Source organism: Pedobacter suwonensis, from assembly GCF_900111825.1.
Classification (GTDB): Bacteria; Bacteroidota; Bacteroidia; order Sphingobacteriales; family Sphingobacteriaceae; genus Pedobacter; species Pedobacter suwonensis.
The window spans coordinates 1-19492 of sequence record NZ_FOJM01000023.1; the positions used below are offsets into that span (position 1 = coordinate 1).

General features: G+C 38.0%; 18 protein-coding genes and 1 tRNA gene. 6 read left to right on the forward strand and 13 right to left on the reverse strand.

Features of this window, described 5'->3' with window-relative positions:
• Window positions 1-445: 445 nt before the first annotated feature.
• Window positions 446-1267: an alpha/beta fold hydrolase gene (locus BM107_RS22885; RefSeq protein WP_090987716.1), complete on the reverse strand. Its 822-nt coding sequence runs from the start codon at window positions 1265-1267 to the stop codon at window positions 446-448.
• 264 nt (window positions 1268-1531) lie between these two features.
• On the opposite strand from BM107_RS22885, the gene BM107_RS22890 reads away from it, so the two are divergent.
• The 3 genes from BM107_RS22890 to BM107_RS22900 all read left to right on the forward strand — a co-directional run bounded on the left by BM107_RS22890 (window position 1532) and on the right by BM107_RS22900 (window position 3825).
• Window positions 1532-2059, forward strand: coding sequence for a TetR/AcrR family transcriptional regulator (locus tag BM107_RS22890; protein ID WP_090987718.1), 528 nt, complete (start codon window positions 1532-1534; stop codon window positions 2057-2059).
• 386 nt (window positions 2060-2445) lie between these two features.
• Window positions 2446-3036, forward strand: coding sequence for a nuclear transport factor 2 family protein (locus BM107_RS22895; RefSeq protein WP_090987818.1), 591 nt, complete (start codon window positions 2446-2448; stop codon window positions 3034-3036).
• Window positions 3037-3231: 195 nt separating this feature from the next.
• Window positions 3232-3825, forward strand: a complete 594-nt coding sequence (locus BM107_RS22900) for an HPP family protein (protein ID WP_090987720.1) — start codon at window positions 3232-3234, stop codon at window positions 3823-3825.
• Here the strand turns inward: BM107_RS22900 and BM107_RS22905 are convergent.
• The 3 genes from BM107_RS22905 to BM107_RS22915 are packed head-to-tail and all read right to left on the reverse strand — an operon-like array spanning window position 3818 to window position 5580.
• Complete coding sequence (locus tag BM107_RS22905; RefSeq protein ID WP_090987722.1) at window positions 3818-4345, reverse strand: DUF892 family protein; 528 nt, start codon at window positions 4343-4345, stop codon at window positions 3818-3820. The two genes, BM107_RS22900 and BM107_RS22905, sit on opposite strands and share 8 nt — an antisense overlap.
• A gap of 17 nt (window positions 4346-4362) precedes the next feature.
• Window positions 4363-4725 carry a response regulator gene (locus BM107_RS22910; RefSeq protein ID WP_090987724.1) on the reverse strand — a complete coding sequence of 121 codons (363 nt, stop codon included), beginning with the start codon at window positions 4723-4725 and terminating at the stop codon, window positions 4363-4365.
• Between the two features lie 18 nt (window positions 4726-4743).
• Window positions 4744-5580, reverse strand: coding sequence for a PAS domain S-box protein (locus tag BM107_RS22915; protein WP_159435304.1), 837 nt, complete (start codon window positions 5578-5580; stop codon window positions 4744-4746).
• Window positions 5581-6071: 491 nt separating this feature from the next.
• On the opposite strand from BM107_RS22915, the gene BM107_RS22920 reads away from it, so the two are divergent.
• Complete coding sequence (locus BM107_RS22920) at window positions 6072-6707, forward strand: hypothetical protein (protein ID WP_090987727.1); 636 nt, start codon at window positions 6072-6074, stop codon at window positions 6705-6707.
• 216 nt (window positions 6708-6923) lie between these two features.
• On the opposite strand, the gene BM107_RS22925 is transcribed toward BM107_RS22920, so the two are convergent.
• On the reverse strand, window positions 6924-7346 hold the full coding sequence (locus BM107_RS22925) for a hypothetical protein (protein WP_090987729.1): 423 nt from the start codon (window positions 7344-7346) through the stop codon (window positions 6924-6926).
• 160 nt (window positions 7347-7506) lie between these two features.
• Between BM107_RS22925 and BM107_RS24830 the strand changes: the two genes are divergently transcribed.
• A complete protein-coding gene (locus tag BM107_RS24830; RefSeq protein WP_159435305.1) occupies window positions 7507-7665 on the forward strand; it encodes a hypothetical protein in 159 nt (52 codons plus the stop codon).
• Between the two features lie 117 nt (window positions 7666-7782).
• On the opposite strand, the gene BM107_RS22930 is transcribed toward BM107_RS24830, so the two are convergent.
• The 3 genes from BM107_RS22930 to BM107_RS22945 form a co-directional block, all read right to left on the reverse strand.
• A complete protein-coding gene (locus BM107_RS22930) occupies window positions 7783-8169 on the reverse strand; it encodes a DUF7674 family protein (protein WP_090987732.1) in 387 nt (128 codons plus the stop codon).
• Window positions 8170-9127: 958 nt separating this feature from the next.
• On the reverse strand, window positions 9128-9970 hold the full coding sequence (locus tag BM107_RS22940; RefSeq protein WP_090987736.1) for a hypothetical protein: 843 nt from the start codon (window positions 9968-9970) through the stop codon (window positions 9128-9130).
• A gap of 252 nt (window positions 9971-10222) precedes the next feature.
• Window positions 10223-10306 (reverse strand) — tRNA-Leu (locus tag BM107_RS22945).
• Window positions 10307-10542: 236 nt separating this feature from the next.
• Between BM107_RS22945 and BM107_RS22950 the strand changes: the two genes are divergently transcribed.
• Complete coding sequence (locus tag BM107_RS22950; protein WP_090987738.1) at window positions 10543-11181, forward strand: DUF6266 family protein; 639 nt, start codon at window positions 10543-10545, stop codon at window positions 11179-11181.
• Window positions 11182-11211: 30 nt separating this feature from the next.
• On the opposite strand, the gene BM107_RS22955 is transcribed toward BM107_RS22950, so the two are convergent.
• From BM107_RS22955 to BM107_RS22980, 5 genes are all read right to left on the reverse strand, one after another.
• Complete coding sequence (locus BM107_RS22955; RefSeq protein WP_090987740.1) at window positions 11212-11976, reverse strand: MBL fold metallo-hydrolase; 765 nt, start codon at window positions 11974-11976, stop codon at window positions 11212-11214.
• Window positions 11977-12025: 49 nt separating this feature from the next.
• Window positions 12026-12298, reverse strand: a complete 273-nt coding sequence (locus BM107_RS22960) for a hypothetical protein (protein WP_090987742.1) — start codon at window positions 12296-12298, stop codon at window positions 12026-12028.
• A 783-nt stretch (window positions 12299-13081) separates the two neighbouring features.
• Window positions 13082-13984 (reverse strand): right-handed parallel beta-helix repeat-containing protein, encoded by a 903-nt coding sequence (locus BM107_RS22970; protein WP_090987745.1) that lies wholly within the window; start codon window positions 13982-13984, stop codon window positions 13082-13084.
• Window positions 13985-15299: 1315 nt separating this feature from the next.
• Window positions 15300-15950 carry an outer membrane lipoprotein periplasmic chaperone LolA1 gene (locus BM107_RS22975; RefSeq protein WP_090987747.1) on the reverse strand — a complete coding sequence of 217 codons (651 nt, stop codon included), beginning with the start codon at window positions 15948-15950 and terminating at the stop codon, window positions 15300-15302.
• Window positions 15951-16011: 61 nt separating this feature from the next.
• Complete coding sequence (locus BM107_RS22980) at window positions 16012-18603, reverse strand: FtsK/SpoIIIE family DNA translocase (protein WP_090987751.1); 2592 nt, start codon at window positions 18601-18603, stop codon at window positions 16012-16014.
• Window positions 18604-19492 lie beyond the last annotated feature (889 nt).

Sequence of the window (19492 nt, forward strand, 5' to 3'; positions counted from 1 at the left end):
CATCGATTTTTATCCATTAAATTACCCCTACCATTGACGTTATTTTGTAATTACCTATTAATGAGCAGAATGCGGCATCATGCATTTCCGTATAGCTAGGCCATAGCACCGTATCACCGTTCTACTTAAAACCGGCCTAATAAATTTTTCGGACTGCACTGTTCTAGCCATAACACTGGCTTTGAAAGAAAAATTTTCAGCCGGCATTTTTTGTTACTTTTTGATGCCAAAAAGTAAGAGCCCTTCGGCGGCGGTGAGCCGAGGCAAGAATTGTGCGAAGGAAAAAACGTCAATCATATTGATTTTTTTATCATAAATTATCCCTCAGGATGACAATTTTTACCTATGATACAGCCTAAATGTACCGGTCGGTAGGCTTATTTTGAACATTTAAACTACCTGACCGGAGAAAAAACTACTCATCATACCGCTAAACTTTGGGTAGCTAAGACTGAATAAACGCTAAAATATCTTTATTAATTGTTTCGGCTTCTGTAGTTGGCATGCCGTGAGGAAAGCCAGGATAGGTGATCAATTTCCCATTTTTCAACAGTTTGGCAGATTTTAAACCAGCATTTTGGTAAGGAACAATCTGGTCGTCTTCACCATGAAGCACCAGGACCGGAATATCAACAGCTTTCAGATCTTCATTGAAATCAGTTTCAGAAAACGCCTTGATGCCATCATAGTGCGCAACAATTCCTCCCATCATTCCCTGTCTCCACCAGTTTCTTTGCACGCCCTCTTTCACAACTGCTCCTTCCCTGTTATATCCGTAAAACGGAATGGTCAAATCGATATAAAACTGTTGTCTGTTGTTTAATGTCTGGTCTCTGATATTATCAAAAACAGACATGGGTACACCATCCGGATTGCTTTCACTTTGAACCATAATCGGTGGAACAGCACTAATCAATACAGCTTTTTTTGCTCTGCCATTGGCGTATTTATGAACATAACGAATCACTTCGCCACCACCCGTAGAATGGCCGATGTGAACCACATCTTTCAAATCAAGAAATTCTACCAGCTCAGCCGCATCAGCCGCATATTGTTCAATCGTATGCCCGTAGATATCCTGGCTGGAACGGCCGTGTCCTCTCCTATCGTGTGCAACTACACGGTAGCCTTTCTGTAAAAAAAAGATCACCTGTGCATCCCAATCATCTGATGATAGTGGCCAGCCGTGGTGAAACATTAAAGTTGGTCCCTGACCTTGATCTTTGTAAAAAATCTCTGTTCCGTCTTTTAATTTTAGTGTACTCATGGTTTTTAGTTTTTTGTTTATGGTCGATTATATTTTAAGAAAATGTTTTCAGTTCTTATTATATATCAAATGTAGTGTTGTAAATGCAAATCAATCTTGACCTATGGTATCTTTCACACTTGTCTGGTAAATCATTGATGCTCATTTCTATTTGGCAAGAAATAATTTTAGCGCATGACAGTTGATTCCGAAAACAAGTAAAACACAGACCAGTTTGTCTATTTACAAATGATATCTCTTATCTTTGTTTGTTAAATACTCAGCATGCCTTCACCAAAAGAAAGAATTTTAGAAATAGCGCTCAACCTTTTTGCTAATCAAGGTTATAATTCAACTGGAATTAATCAGATTATTGCTGAAGCAAATGTAGCCAAAGCAAGTTTTTATCAGCATTTTAAATCTAAGGAAGACTTGTGTGTTGCATTCCTGGAAGCAAGGCATAAGTATTGGTTTGCTGAACTTGATCATTTTATAAAAGCAGAAAAAGATGTAAAATCAAAAGTGATCTCATCGTTCAACTTTTTGATCTATATGAACGCAAAGGAACATTTTCGAGGTTGCAGCTTTCTAAATGTCCTGGCAGAGATTCCTAACGACAATATTAAAATCTTAAAAGTAATTCAGGATCACAAAACAGATCTTCGAAATTTTTTTTCATCTCTTATAAACGATGAAAGTAAATCGGACCAAATTTACATGCTTTTTGAAAGTTCAATAATGGAAAGTAAAATATTTAAATCCAACCAATTGATAGAAAGATCAAAAATGATTATCAAAAATCTAATAAATTAGAAAAAGAATAATTTAATAATCTTTCTGTAGTCCATAGGGTGAAAAGAATTCCTTTTCATCGCCAATAAACATTGCCTAAAAACGCTAAACAAAAATTCTTCGAAGCAATTATCACACCTTAAAAAATATTGCATTGATTATTAATACTTTAAAGATATAAAAAAAATAATATTCAAAAACATACAGACAAGTTTGTCTATATCTGTTTTATGTGATACATTTGAGATGTTAAATAATTAGTTTATGTCAACATTAATCATAAATCACGCAACCGATCTGATTTTCAACAGGGGAAAAGGACGTTATTGACGAAAAATGATTCAGCTAACTTTATTGTCCATTTTGTTGACCAAACTTCATTTTTAAATTTTAAAAAACTCAGCGTTATGAGAATTCTTACACAAACTCCACAAGCAGCTGGAAGATTGGCAGAAACGGTAGCAACTGCACAAAATGGTTCAACTAACACCCTTACCAACGATCAGGCTAAAGCAGGATTACAAAATGCTCCCTGCAACACTTCTGCTATTGCAGTTACCGAAAATGCCCAACAGCCTCCGCAAGTAGAAAAAAAGTATCCGCTCCCACCTTTTACATTGGAAACTGCCTTGCAAAAGGTGCAGCTTGCGGAAGACGCCTGGAATAGTCAAAACCCTGAAAAAATTTCCAGGGCATATACCATTGACAGCGAATGGAGAAATAGGGATAAGTTTGTGAATGGCAGAGCTGACATCATAAAATTTCTTGCTGATAAATGGAAAAAGGAGCTGAACTATAAGCTCAAAAAAGAGTACTGGGCGCATACCGATAACCGCATTGCTGTCAGATTCGAATACGAGTACATGGATCAGGATGGAAAATGGTTTAGAGCGTATGGCAATGAAAATTGGGAATTTGATGAAAACGGGTTAATGAAAAAGCGCTATGCCAGCATTAATGATTTACCCATTAAGGAAGGGGAGCGAAAGTTTAACTAGTGAAACTCGAATTTCAAAATAAAAGAAATTGCAGCCAATATTTTCTAATTGATCTGAACATATCTAATGGACTTGAGAATTTAAAATTTCCCAGGTCCATTTGCTATTGAAAAATTGATACAATATTTTACCCACATAAATTAAAATCATAATTATAAAATCATTCGACTAATTTTATATATCAAACAGAATCTAATGAAGAAATTGATGAGAAGAACATTCAGGGTATCAAAGTATATTATCTACAAAGAAACCCTAATTGATTATAAAGAACATTTCTGGTCGTTTCTTGGTGCCTTTGTTGGAATCTGGCTAATTGCATTTCTTCAGTCGCATTATTTGTTAAAGGAAGAGAACATATTCCTGATAGGCTCTTTTGGAGCCTCAAGTGTATTAATTTATGGAGCAATCCAAAGTCCGCTTGCGCAACCCAGAAATTTAATTGGCGGGCATGTGCTTTCAGCCCTGGTAGGGGTAACGATTAACCAGCTTATTCCTGATATTATCTGGTTAGCTGCACCGTTGGCAGTATCTCTTTCCATTATAGTAATGCAATGCACCAAAACCCTGCATCCTCCCGGTGGTGCAACTACTTTGATAGCGGTAAGCTCTCCAGGTAAAATTGCCGGTTTAGGTTATTGGTATGTACTTTCTCCTGTATTATCAGGATGTATCATCTTGTTATTGATTGCTTTGCTCTTTAACAATATGACTAAGAACAGAACTTACCCTACACGCACCAGATTTAGACGATTATTGAGAAAAAAAGCGAAAAAACAAACTAGCTAACAATATATTTCGAAGAAATTAATAACAGCAAGGTCCGGTCAGACTTTGCTTCTTCATAGTTTTCTTTCAGTAGTTTATTGATATGGGGATTATGGAGCCTGACTGCAGCCATCTGTAAAATCTGAAAAGAAGCCATTTCTACACTTTCGATGTTCTGGAGGTAGAATATAATGGAAAGGTCCTGAAGTTCTGCTTCTCCTTTTTGTTCATTAATGGCTTCAAAGGCATCATCAATTAACCCCGAGAGGCCATGAATACTGCCTTTTGATGGATCACTGTCTAACAGGGTATAAATCAGCTGCAAGCGGGCAAGCTGCTTCTCCACATTTCCAACAGTATCAAAAATAGCGTTGCGAAGATCTTTAAAACGGGCCTCTTCGGCCAGCAGGGGTAATTTATGGGTTAAGTGTATTTTAGCGGTATAAATACGGTCGAGATGTTTGATAAAAAAAAGCTTTAACCTTTCAGAACCAAGGTTGATCCTTTCCCAGGCATTTGGTGGATTGGTTTGTTCGGACATAGTATTTTAAAATTGCCCTAAGTTAGCAGTTTCTTTACTTTATCCATCAGATAATCGATATTAAAAGGTTTTGCAATAAAATCATCTGCACCGCAGCGCTGCGCCAGTGCATTTAAATCCGATTCTCCCGATACCAACAAAACCGGTGTATGGAGGAGGTGCTTATTGGCTTTAATTTCTGTACAGATGTCAACCCCACTTTTTTTATATCCGATAATGTTCACATCCAATAACACCAGATCAGGTGCTGTAGCAATAATGTCTGCTAACGGAATACCGGAATGATAAGTAACGGTCTGAATTTGCTCCTGGTTAAGGATTGTTTCGAAAAGCCATAAAAGTTCTTCATCATCATCAATAACCAATACTTTTTTATACATATACCCAGATATTTTAATTTACAGCAGTGCTGTAACATCAATTCCATAAATGTTATAGAACATTTTTTTAAACCGGCTGGTTGAGGAAAAACCTGCCATTCTACCTAAAGCAGCCGGGCTGTGTTCTTTTCCTTTCGAGATCATCTCCCACACCATGTGCATTTGTACCATGGTAATTAATTTTTTTGGTGTCATTGAAACAATCCTGTCGATATAGCGATAAACCTGGCGTTCGCTCATGGCCATTTCCGCGCTTAAAAACCTTAAATTCAGGTTAGCCGTACCTGCATGTTTACGGACCAGCGTTTCAAACTTTTCCATCCACTTCTGGTCGGCAACCGCTAAGGTCTCATTGAGTCCCAACCACCTGAAATCAGGCACTTCAGGGTGGATTTCGGGATTGATAAAGGCAATTTCCTGCGAAAACCTGGCCTTTTGCTCTTCTCCCAAACGGTTTAGGATGGAGACAATATGACTTTGCTCTTCTTCCTTTTTTTTGCTGGTAATATCTTTTGCAATGGAGAAAAAAACCTGATCGCGCTCAATAAAAACAGATGACCAGGAAAGCCATACCGTTTTACCATCCTTGGTCAGCAGGCGGTTATCATACTCGGCAAAATGCTCGCTATTTACCTGCGCAGTTCTCACATGAGAAGCAACCTCCCGATCATCGGGATGGATAAAATCATCTATAGGTGAATTAAACAGCTCTTCATCCGAGTAACCCAATAAATTTTGAACGGCAGGATTAATTTTCTTCAGCAATCCGTCTCCACCCACAATGCACAGCAGGTTTGGATATTGTTCAAAATAATATTCGAGGTCAGCCTGGTTATTAACGTATTTATCTTTCATTTTACATGTTTCTGCATGATAAACAGGCATGTCCCCCGTTCATACCCTATGCATTTGCAACACATAGTTATAGCTATTGTTTCATAATTCCATGAGATATAAAATTTTGTCAGTTTTTAGTTTAATATGGCAGTTTTATCACCAGATTTTAACCCAAATCATGGCAACATTAACGGTTAGCCGTGGTAATTATGCTACATTTCTACTTAGATTTGTTACAATGTGGGTAATTCATACCCCATTCAGACTGAAAAACGATTAGCCAAAATTCTTCGGGCAATTTTTCAATTATTATTTGCGATTTGAAATTTTATTTCTAAATTGCTGATGCGAATTACTAATTAATATCATCATTCACTTAAACACAGAGCTAAGCATCAATTAAATTTCTTTAACAATATTCCTGGTCGAGTGGTAGCCCCACATTTTCAATCTCTCTGTGAAGAGTTATTTGGTAGTTCGCAGCGACCAGGATACTTTATTTTACGGTTATGCGAACTACCAAAAGTAAAAACCAAAACACACAGCTCCCTATTCAGGTTGCAGCTGTAACCAACCACATGAATGTATTGCCTGCCATTTGCTCGGTAAAGGCCACCTTACATCACATTGACGGCACCGTTTCAGAAATCACCATGACTTTGCCACGCTACAGCGGTTGGGCAGAATTTTTAGAAGACGGGCAAAATGCCATTCGGGAATATGTGCATCAGCTCACCCGGCATTGGATACAGATTACCCATTTCTTTATCGAAACCGGAACCGTCACGGCTAATGGTACAATAGCCTCTTGTTTTTTGCCACGCAGGTTCGATATCCCTTTAGGCAAATTTTATAAACCAATGGTATGTGGTGAATGGGTTTGGGCCAATCAACATCCGCATCACCCCAAGTATAACCAAAAAGGATCAAGCAAAAGTTTAACCGCATTGATGGCTATTGCAAATAGTAGAAATGATGTGGTTTATCATCAAATAGAGCCTAATATTATTCTTTGTGGTATTCCATTCGCGAGTCAATCGGCTTACTTTGAAAAAGGTGATGTGCCTATCGGGTATTTTGAAAAGAACGGAATGGAGTATGTGGTTATTTACAGTTATGTGGTTGGGAAAGGGAGTTTTGAGTGATGGGTGGGTAAACTGAATTTAGGCCCTTGGGGATTGGGGACTTAAATTTGCTAAAATTCAATTACCTCCTGAGCGGCACACTAACATGTTACCTACTAACACATTAATAGTTTAACAAAAAACATTTCCACTACCATACATATACAGGAGTACAGGATAAAGCCCCTTCTTGCAAAATCAGGGGCTTTTTTCTTAACATACATTTTAACATACAAATTAATTAAATTTAATTTCCGATAACTTAAATTTATGCTCGACATTTTGAATTTCTGTAATACCATTTGCAAACCTTAGCATTAAGCTCACTAAGGATAAAACTGTATTAGTTTTTATAAATTCCATTTCATATCCAGCCCTCGCAATTTCCTTATCTGTATGCATTGTATTTATCGACAACATCTTGCCCTGAACTAGTCTTTCATAACCCAAAACGTCTAGATTAAGGCAATTTGGAGGTACAGGAAGAGCCAAATCAATTGCAGTATCAATGAGTTTGCATATTTCATCTTCATTCTTAGCTAGCCAAATATCATTCCTAATCTTTAATAACTTCTTAATCAAGTTCGCTTGATCTTCTGACATGTCGCCTGGTCGGTGGTTATGCTTCAAAAACACCCCATATCTTTTTAAATTTATCATAAGGCAAATATATGTAAATTTAAAATTACAACAATGTAGTTTTAAATAAGTTCTTGACATTGTAAATTTTATTTCTAAAAGAAAGTAAGCTTGCCAACTTCCCTACCTCATTCCTCAAATGTACTTTTGATTATCAATAACAAAAATAAAAACACAATTTATGCCATTTATAAATGGAGTATCAGCATTTCCAACCTGGACGACCAAAGGACAAATAAAAAAGCCTGTTAAGCTTATTCTGGAAAAACTGCTTGAAAACCTGTCTATCCGTAGAATTAAGCACAACGACTACGGATTATGGGCAGTGTTGAGTTTCTAGACGTGACTTGGTTTTCTCCCATATACGTAGTCTCCTTATGCTCAAACTAAGGCTCAAGACTACGTACAGATGGGGAGGCTTTTAATTAGCTCTTATCTGTTTCCTCGCTACCTCTTGTCAATTGTAATAATGCGAAAATTCACAGAAATACTTTTGCAACTTTTCGCTTAAACAACCAGCAACCATTTCTCTATCAATATTTTTCTCTGTGTAGATAATTTCAAGAATTCCGACTTTTAATATGTTCAAAACTTCCAAATTATTACTTTCTCCAAGTTGATTAATAAAAGCAAAGGATTTGCTTACAACTGCACCTGCGGGTTCAATTTCAATTTCTTTTGCCAGAAATGAAGCAAACTCATTCATCAATAAATATATTCCACCAGAAAAATTATAATTGGAGCTATCTAAGCTAAATAATGTTTTAAACTCAGGAACAGCATCAAATAATAAATCGTTAAGCGTTTTATAAATAAAGTCATCAATCTTATTCAATTCTTCCATTTTTTGTCTTGATTTCGTTACCATTTCAAACCTGTTCCATTGGTTAAATCGTCGATAATTTAAAAACAACTTTCTATCTCCTTTAGATAAAGTTCCAAAATTGCCCTTTAAAAGAATTTCTTATGTCGTAAAGACCACCTTGTGTTTAAATAAATGTGAGCCGCTATCTGATATTATATTGCCATTTGCAACCTCCTCTATAATCATAATGCCGGTATCGTTTAATTGCAGAATCTTTCTAGCAGATATTTAGAATAAAACGGAGCAGTTACAATCATCAGCAATGAAAGAAGAAAAAAGAAAAGACTGAATACAACCGAAGCTACGTTGCTATTAAATAATTTTGGTTTTTCATCAATAATAAGCTCCATTCTTTTTGATTTATAATAAATTTGGTAATTGGCAATAATAATAGCTATTAAAATACCAATCATTGGCCATTTAGATATATTATAACAAAAAAGAAGGATGGATACTATATTTAGTAAACCATTAATGATGAAACTCTCCATTAAACTTAGACAAAAAACAACTGTTGAATGAGGTTGATCATCTGGAAGAATCTTCGTATAAAATAGATAGTAGTAGTAATAAAGAATTTTCATTAAGGTTTCAATTTATCAATCATTTCTTGTAGTTTTTCATTATAGCTTTTCCATAATATCTAATGCATCATATTGTTTTTTATTAAGGGAACCACACACTTCAACAGAGATTTCATTATTCCCCCGAAATTTAGATACAGCGACTAGATCATTAATGTTCCCGCCCCAGTAGACTGTATTATCACTCCTGTCAATCCTATCTGTCCGTAGAGTTAAGCATAGCCACTCTACTGATTATGCTATAGTGTTGAGTTTGGAAACTCTACCTGCCTTTCTCTTACATACATAGTCTCCTTATGCTCAAATTAAGGCTCAAGAATACGTAAAGATGAAGCCAAAGTCGGCAATATAACTTAGAAGTTTATTATAACAGATTTATTAAGCTTCATTGAAGTATAAACTCGGTCGAAAAATTTAATTTTAACCTCTCCGTATGTTTTTTCCTTAATATTGTACGAATACATAAGTTTAACAGGATATATGTTATCATCTTGGTCTTGATAGCTTCCTTCATACAAAATTATAAACTGTTGGGTATTAAAAGTGTTTTCAAACTTGAATGTATGAGTTGTAGTGGAATTTAAAGGTAATACACTTATTTCATAAAGTGATTCATCTCTCAAATAGACAGGAGTGAACCTTTTTCCTTCCAAACTAGAAATCCATATTAGCAACTTTACATTTTTAGCATTGGCAGCTTGAGACGATACGCTTACATTTAAATCAAAAGTGCTTTTTGCAGTATCTTGCGATGCTAATAGAAGTAGCTGCGGCTTAATTCCTGATCTATAAGTCACCTTTTTATTTACGCTATCTTTGATAAGGGATACAATCTTCCTCTGTGCGGTATCAAGCTTTAGGTAATTGCCAGCAAGAATTTGTGCAATAGTTTTATCGCTTTTTTCCCTATCTTCCTGATATTTTTTTCGAGTGATGGAATCTCTTCTATCAAGTTCAGCAGTAGCTTCTGACTCTACAATACCATCTCTGATAATAGTTATATACAGAACAAATGCAGTGGTAATAAAAATTACAATTACCTTAACTACAGTTTTTCTGAGGAACAGAACTGTTTTATACCACGAACCTCTAGAAGACCCCGCTTGATTGGTTCGTAATGTATGTTCGGATATAGTAGATAAGAATGTGCCTAAAGCTCCGATTACACCGATCAGGATGAAGAGTATGGTTTTCATGAGCGCAATTTAATTTCCAGTGAAGTTGCAAAAGAAAATCCGCATCGGCAAGTGGGCTAATTGCAATTCTATAAGTGGAATAAATTATTACCTTTCCTAACTCAAATGTTAGTTGTTAGAAAACTGCTATGGCTGACTTATATCCCCCAAAACTAAACAAATTAATTATCCTTAATAATCATTTTCCGAAAGCGCAATCAATAGAAAATAAAAAACCGGAGCCAAGTTAAAAAAAACTGAACTCCGGTTAAGTACCCAAGAGGAGATTCGAACTCCCACACCCATACAGGCGCCAGCCCCTCAAGCTGGTGCGTCTACCAATTCCGCCACCTGGGTTTGAAGTGTTGCAAATATATAAATTAACCATTTGCGCTGACAAAAATTAATAAAATATTTTTGAGCTAAAATTAGCATTAATTTTTATAGCGGACTTTCATCGCACTTAAGTCGGGGTTTCGTCGGGCTTATGACAATTGGACCCGAATAAAAGCCGACGTAAATCAGAAACAAATACAAGTCATTTGTTTAATGATCAGCAATTTGTTATCTTGTATAACATAAACAATGTCATCATGGGAAAAATTGAAAACGGAATTAACGGTGGCTTCACCGGCTCGGTGGGTGCCGTAACGGGTTATTACCTGAATGGTAAATGGGTGATCAGGAGCAAACGCCGAAAATCTATCAAAAACAAAACCGGCAGTGCTGATCAAAAGGCCTGCAGGTCGCGTTTCACCATCATGCAGACTTTTTTAAGTCCTATTGTTGCTTTTATCAGGATTGGTTTTAACCTGGAGTCGAAAAAAAGAATGATGACCGCTCATAACGTCGCAAAATCTTATAACATGTTAAATGCACAAAATGCCGCCGGCGAAATTGACTATGCCGCTGTGCGTTTAAGCTTTGGAAAGCTCACCGGTGCGGAGGATGTTCAACTGGAACACGACGATGTGGGCGTACATTTCAGCTGGAAGGATAATTCTAACGGCAATCATGCCAGGAAATATGATCAGGTCATGCTGATGGCCTATGATGTGGACAATAAAACGGCTTTCTTCGAAACCAGTGGTGCCAGGCGATTTAAAGAAAGGGATAGCCTGGAAATTCCGTCATTTTATAAAGGAAAAACTTTTCATACCTGGATGGCATTTATTTCAGATGACAGAATGGAAATATCAATGAGTAGCTATTGTGGCAGTTTCGTTTTTTAATAATAACCGAATTAACCGCGATATAATATCTTAACAGTCAAAAGACAGTCCATCATAGGCCAGCCTGATGTTCGATGGCAAATCTTTTTCTACCTGCGCATGTAGGCCTAAATTATGGCTGATATGCGTTAAATAAGTAGTTTCGGCACCTACCCTTTCGGCAAAGGCAATGGCTTCGCCCAAAGTAAAATGAGAAATGTGAGGTTCTTTCTGCAAAGCATTCAATACCAATATTTTTGATCCCTTTATTTTTTCAAAACTTTGTTCTGATATGGTTTTGGCATCGGTAATGTAGGTAAAATCTCCTATCCGGTAGCCTGTAATAGGCAATAAATGATGCATCACCTCGAAAGGTGTAATGGTGCTTTCTCCGATTTTAAAATCCTCGCCATTGATTACCGCATGCAGGTTAATCTGCGGCAAACCATGGTATTTCGTTTCGGCAAAAATGTAATAAAATTCTCTTTTTAATGACGTTTGCACCCTTTCGGTAGCATACACATCAATAACTTTGTGCAATAGATAGTTAAAGGGGCGGATATCATCCAGACCGGCAATATGGTCTTTATGTTCGTGGGTAAATAAAACCGCATCGAGGTCTTTTACCTTTTCGCGCAAAAGCTGGTAACGAAAATCAGGACCACTATCTACCACGATGGTTTTATCGGCTGTTTCGATTAAAATAGAAGTCCTTAAACGGTTGTCTCTTTTATCTGTAGATCTACAAACCTCACAAGTACAAGCAATTACAGGAACGCCTTGTGATGTACCGGTACCTAAAAAAGTAACTTTCATCTGCTTAAACTTTCCTTTCTAAATAAGTAATACTTGCGTTGTACCTTCATTAAAATAATTCGGTTTGTTGTAAAGATTGATAAAACTGTCGTTGTTTTTCATCTAACAGGTTTTCACCGGCATTGGTTTGTTTAGCCAGGGCAACCAGTGCAGCAATTTTACCTTCCAGATTGGAGAATTTATTAACTACAATAACTTTATTATGCTCAAGCAGGCAGGAACCGGTTTTAAAGTTACCTTTCTCATAACGTACCTTATAACCCATTGCTAAAAGCAGGGCTTCTAATTTTTCTAAAGTATGGTTTGTTAGTGGCAATGACATTGGAAACAAACTTAGATAAATCTATGCAGCATTCATAAATACGCAATGAAAATTTTATCAACCATAATCGGTTATAAAAGTCTTTCATGTGTTTTACCCGTCCTGAACGATGCCCTAATCGTGAAAGGCATTAATGTTAGCTAGTCTTATTTTTTAGTCCATTTTACTGAAGCGATCGTCATGCTGAACTTACTTTATTAGTCGTTTTCTATTGTTTTTAAAGCCTAATAGCTACTTCGAGGTGAGCGTCTTTTCTGCCATTAGCTTTTCTTGCGCAAATAAATTGTAGATTAATGTTCATTTCCGCTCTATGCCGCGGGCATGGTACTTTGTCGCGCCAAAGTACCCAAAGCGCTTTGTCAATCCAGCAATGAGCCTTTTGCACAATCCAACCCGCATCAAAAAAACAGCGGCACTTAGTTTTGTGTTCAATTTTTTCAGAGCTTCGAATCATTTCTTATGAACACAAAACCACTGCGTTTCAGGTTTGTTAGTGCCATTTTGCCTGAACAGCAACTGTTTTTTTGATTTCTCCGGCTCTTGGGATTGACAGCGTCCTTCGGTAAAACCTGTGTGTTATTAAAGCGAGCTAGCATAACGCCGAAACTACGCTCAAAACGGATGGGCTCCATACAGAAGTGCTCTGAATCGTTCCCAATAGCGAATGGCGAGATTGCTGCAATTGCTTTCCAGAAAAGCTATATATCCTATAATACACCTATTATCCTATTTCAATAAAAAAGTCCAGCTGTTGCCAACTGAACCTTTTACGGAGAGAACCATTTAGTAAATTCGGTTAAAAAGCCCCTTTACGTTACCAGAGCCACCGCTGCCTGTGGTTGTGATATGCCCCATGTTTCCATTACCGTCATAACCGCTTCCCTTGTTATTGCTGGCGGTGCAATTGGTCACAGTATGTGCAACATTTTGCCCCGCACTACCCAACTTAAAGCCATTTCCATCACCGTTTGTACCGTAACCATTATTGGTGGCCGTACAATTATTGATAACAACAGTATAAGGTTGTCCGTATAAATCCCATCCGTCATCAGAATTGTGGTAGGCATTACAGGAGTTAAACTGATTACCTGCACCGGCAGATAACTTACAGGCATAACCATCTGCATTTTCACCACCGTTGGCTACATCATAATTGTCGTACGAAGTGGAATTATTGATGCTGTTGTGGTGACCACCGTTATAGATCTGTAATCCGGAATCTTTATTTCCATGTGTAGTTACCTTATTTACGTAATTGTAGCCACCGGTCTGGAACACAATCCCACAATCAGGGGCATTTCTGATGGTCATATTGGTAATATTCCAGTAGCTTCCATTTACCTTTACCCCCCAGTTGGCACCAGAAATACCGGAACAATCCAATATGCCGCCTGTAAAATTAATTTTAGAGCTGGAAGTACCACTTTTAAGTAATTGAAGCGTGCTGGTGAGATAAATGGTACCACTCACAGTGATTACATCACCCGGCTGCGCGTTTGCTATAGCCGTTTTTAAAGCAGCTTCTGTGCTGACAGTAGCACTTACTGCCGCTGTGGCAAGTTCCATTTTGTTTGGCTGAACGGTAGACTGACCATCTGCAATATCAGCCGCTGTTGTGTTGTCTTTCTTGCATCCGAACAATGCAATAGCCATCCCGAGTACGAGAATACCTGATTTTTTTTTCATGTTTGTAGAATTATATTTGGTTAATACTAAACATGAAATTAACAACTAAAATACAATTATGTATGATAAATCATATATATCTATGCAATCGTTCCCGTAATTAAATAAGGAATAAAAAATACAGAGTAAAAATCGTGCTTGTAAGCAGTACTCATAAATCGTAAAAATCCGAAGGTAATTATTTAAGGGTCTTAGCAGCAGGAAAGATGAGGCTATATCAAAATAACAGGTTTAGAGCTGGCAAAAGAATTAAATTTGGCAATGTCGTCATGCTCAGCTTGATCCGATCGCTATCGGATGGGCATCTTAATGATTTGGTAAGGAATTACTTATTTGCCGTTCTATCGTATTAAGATTATCTTCGCTGAGCACTCCGTGGTTCCCATTTTAACCTACCGTGTGAACACAATTAATTATGATATTTTTCTTCCGCTCTATGCCGCGGTGGCATGGTAGTTTTTCGCTGTCGTTAGTTGTATTAGCTGTACTCAAGAATGCTACGCATTTTGTCGAGCCAAAGTACCCAAAGCGCTTTGTCAATCCAGCAATGAGCCTTTTGCACAATCCAACCCGCATCAAAAAAACAGCGGCACTTCGTTTAATCAGTTATTGTTTATGTTTTCTTTGGTCTGATTGAGCCCTACGGGGTTTGTGTTCAATTCTTTCAAAAGCTTCGATTCATTTCTGATGAACACAAAACCACTGCGTTTCAGGTTTGTAAGTGCTAATTTGCCTGAACTGCAACTGTTTTTTTGATTTCTCCGGCTCTTGGGATTGACAGCGTCCTTCGGTAAAACCTGTGTGGTGATTAAAGCGAGCTAGCATAACGCCGAAACTACGTTCAAAAAAGATCTCTCCCCGCCTGTACGGGCAGGCGCTACGGAGATGACGATTTCTTACTAAAAAAATAATCACTGATATAAATTTGCCAACACGAAAGATAAACATCGGGAACAAATTTCGCTCTTGCCTATCTTTTTGAAGTGAGCTAACCTCATTCTAAGAATCTCTATTTTATAAATGTTGGCTAGAAAACGTTGTATCTTAAAAGAACCAGGCCACTTAAACCCGACAGCAGCGGCAGCGCCCGATTCTTCATCGGGCCTATAGCGAATGGCGGGACTGCTGCAAACCAAGAACCACTGCGATTGCTTTTCAAAAAAAAGACACCTTACTTACATGATTTAATCAAAGTACGTCAATAACTAACTAATAGATACAAATATCAATTCCATTTGAGTTCCGTAAACAAAAAAGGTTCAGCTGTTTCCAACTGAACCTTTCAGGTTTCACGCCGCCCGGGCGGCAATAACAATTACCTTAAATCTACCACTTCAACACCAGGGTATTTTTTGGCATCAAAAGCAAACGTAGTTTCTGGTACATTTACGTTAGGCGAAAATGTTTTCACACTATAAGTATATTTGTTTCCGTTTTTATCAAACAATACCACATTAGCAATTTGTTTAGCCGCTTTATCGATACTTAAACGCACTTTAAAAATGGATTTTTTGGCATCAACCGGTGTTAAATCAATCATTTGATAGGTTTTGGCACCTGCTTTTTCTTCACCTGTATAAACGTACTTAAATCCTTTTTCGTAAACAGTGAAAATCTTGGCCGGATTGATCGCATCGCCACTGTTATCGACATTGCTTACCTGTACTTCTTTATCTTTTTTAAGGTAAGTCCACTGGCTTTTACCATCGCTAAACAATTCCTGGTTAGTCATGGCTACTTTATACTTGTTAGAATTGGCTTTAACGTACAAAGTACCCTGTTGAGTTTCTTTAACCTTCGCTTTCGGATTATCCAGCGTGAAGGTGAAGTCCGTTTTCACTATATTATACGATTTGTATTTTTTACTCACTTCTGCTAAAATGGCTTTAGCTTTCGCATCAGTTTGAGCATAAGTTGAGGTTGTGAAAGCAACTACAACCATTAATGCCGAAATTAATTTCTTCATCTTTTCTTTTTTAAATTTTTCCTTTGAAACGTTAGAGTAGATTTTTCGCTATTGGTTTAATCTAATCTTTGTCATCCATACTATTCAAGAACTGTTCCAAAGAATATTCGTCAGGATATAAAACTTCACGTGCTTTACTTCCTTCAAATGGCCCCACAATTCCCGCAGCCTCCAACTGGTCGATAATACGGCCTGCACGGTTATAACCTAACTTCAGTTTGCGCTGAATCAATGAGGTTGAACCCTGCTGGTGCATCACAATCAACCGCGCTGCATCTTCAAAGAATTTATCCCGCTCATTGGGATCAAAGTCGGCTTTGCTTCCCTCTCCTGCCTCATCTATATATTCCGGCAGCTGGTAAGCATCTGCATAACCGCGCTGGTTCCCGATATATTCAGATATGCGGTCTACCTCAGGTGTATCAACGAAAGCACACTGTAGCCTGATTAAGTCGCTGCCTGTAGATAAAAGCATATCACCACGGCCAATTAACTGATCGGCACCTCCACTATCCAAAATGGTCCGCGAATCGATTTTTGATAATACCCTGAAAGCTAACCTGGCCGGGAAGTTGGCTTTAATGGTACCCGTAATAATATTTACCGACGGCCTTTGGGTAGCCAGTACCAGGTGGATACCGATGGCACGGGCCAGCTGGGCCAAACGGGCAATTGGCGCTTCAACCTCTTTACCGGCGGTCATCATTAAATCGGCAAACTCATCTACCACCAACACAATGAAAGGTAAAAAGCGGTGACCAAGATTCGGGTTAAGCTTGCGTTTAACAAATTTATCGTTATACTCTTTCAAATTCCTCACCTGCGCATCTTTCAGCAAATCGTAACGCTGATCCATCTCAATACAAAGCGAGTTTAGGGTGTTCACCACTTTTTTCGTATCGGTGATGATGGCATCAGCCTCTCCGGGCAATTTAGCCAAAAAGTGTCTTTCAATCCTGTTGAACAGGGTTAACTCCACTTTTTTCGGGTCAACCAGTACAAATTTAAGTTGTGCAGGGTGTTTTTTAAACAATAGCGAAACCAGGATAGAATTAATACCCACCGATTTACCCTGACCGGTTGCCCCGGCCACCAATAAGTGCGGCATTTTGGCCAGATCGGCAATAAACACCTCATTACTAATGGTTTTACCTAAGGCAATAGGCAAATCCATGGTGTTTTGTGCCCATTTTTCGGTATTTAAAATGCTGCGCATCGGTACCATTTCAGGATGCTGGTTTGGCACCTCGATACCAATGGTACCTTTACCTGGCATCGGCGCAATAATCCGGATGCCCAAAGCCGCTAAGGAAAGCGCAATATCATCTTCCAGGTTTTTAATTTTCGAAATCCTTACGCCCGGCGCCGGTATAATTTCGTATAGGGTAACAGTTGGACCAATGGTTGCTTTAATCTTATCAATTTCGATATTGTAATGATTAAGCGTTTCAACAATTTTATTTTTATTGGCCTCCAGTTCTTCCGCATTTACCGAAATTTTATTGGTGCCGTAATTTTCCAACAGATCAACTGTAGGGTATTTATAACCCGATAAATCCAGTTTTTCGTCGTAATTGCCAAACTGTTCAACCAGGTCTTCTGATTTTTTTTCTTCTTCAGTTTTTTCGATCGTAAAGGCAGGTTCCTTTTCTACTTCAACCGCTGGCTCTACCGTTAAAGGCAATGAAGCGGCCGCAGCAGTAGCCAATGGCAAATTTGTCGCCAATGGAGAGAGCACCACCGGTGCTACCGTTTCCTCTTCCTCTTTTTCCTCAAAACGGCTTGGCTGTAATACAACGTTCTGCTGTTTACGTTCGTTACTTACCGGCTTATCGCGTACCGGAAATTCAATAGGTGCAGCAGGTTCTTCATAGGTTTTGTTTTTTACCACCTGCTCCCTAATGTCGTTTACATAATCAGGCGTTTCATTATCCAGGTAAACTTCCTTCGCTTTACGCTCCGGAAACTTAAAATCGATATTATAGGCAATGATTAAAATGGTTAATCCGGCAAAAGCGATTAATCCGGCAACACCGGCAGCGCCAATCTGGGCACTTAATAATTTATTGCTCCAGTAGCCAAATTCTCCTTCCAGATAATGTGGCGATTCTGACCAGAAACCATGTGCAAAACCTAAGGTTAATGAAATAAAAAGCAAAAAGAAAAAGCTATACCCTAATGTTTTAGAAATAGAAAGAATTTTAACCTTAAATAATAAACGGTAGCCGATAATAAAAAAGGCCAGAACGAACAGGAAAGATGCAATCCCGAACCATTCGTAAATAAACTGGTGTGATAACAGCGCACCGAATTTACCCAGCCAGTTTTGAACCACCGGGATGGAAACACCCGCCTCTTTCAGTTCTTCGGATGTTTTAAAAAGATTGCTCCATCCGCCATTTGCATCAATTACATAACTCTGGTCATCCTGCCAGGTAAACAGATAGGAAGTAAAAGCAATTAAAAAATATAATGATAATATGACGAAAAACAGCCCTATAATTTTAACTGCACGGCCATCTGCCAGGTCAAAGCTTGGCAAAAAATCCATTTTTCGCTTTGGCTGCCTGCCCAATGATGACCTGCCTGGTGTATTTTCTGCACCTTTATCTCTGAATGTATTGGCCTTAAACTGGTTACCCCTTACCGACATTTTCTATTCTTAATAATTTATTATTGAACAAACTTAGATAAAACTGCGCAGCATTAACGAAAGCCTCGCAAAAAAAATAATTACATGCTGTAACCATCATTTCGAAACAATTTCGCCGCAGCCCTCTTTTAAAACAATTTAGTAAACCTGAAGAATATCTTGCTATCATTTATTTAATCATATGCCTTAAATTAAATAAAGATATTCAACAGGTATTAAACCTTAAACAGAAATTCCTGTCTATTATTTTAACAACACACAAGTTGTAACGTTTTGTCAAATGAAACGGATTTTGTTTTAGGTTTTATCCCGTTTTGCCTGGAGAGGTAAAACGGGATTTTTTTAATAAGAAAAAGCTTATTTTTTTCACCATACGTCATGCTGAACTTGTTTCAGCATCTTCCTTTTGGACTTGCTCTCCTTAACTGGAGGAGTTACTTATTAGGAAGTACCCTTGTAGAGAATCGTCATTCCCTCCAACGGAGTTCATTTGGAACAACTTGATTGGGAACCACGAGGTGTTCATGAATACCACCAGATAAAGCAAACTTATGAATAATCGTAATGCAATTGCTTTAAGATTCGCGCCTGCGTGGGAAAGACGACGTTTCTATAGTAATCTGTTATTGATAGCTTTTCCAATTACCTTGTCCACTTACTTGTTCAATATGATTTAAAAAGCAGGGTTCTGTGTACTTCGCTTCCTGTAGTCCTGCTATCTCTCCAAGTCCTCGCTCAATTCCTCGCTCCGGGCTTTCCGTTCTATCAGGTTTATTTAACCTGAACCAGTAGTTCTTCGGGGTTACGATTAAGTTAGGTCCGCGTTAGGGATTGTAAGGGTTCAGTGCCGATCTTTCATCGGTACCGGAGCGAAGCGGAGCCCTGTAAA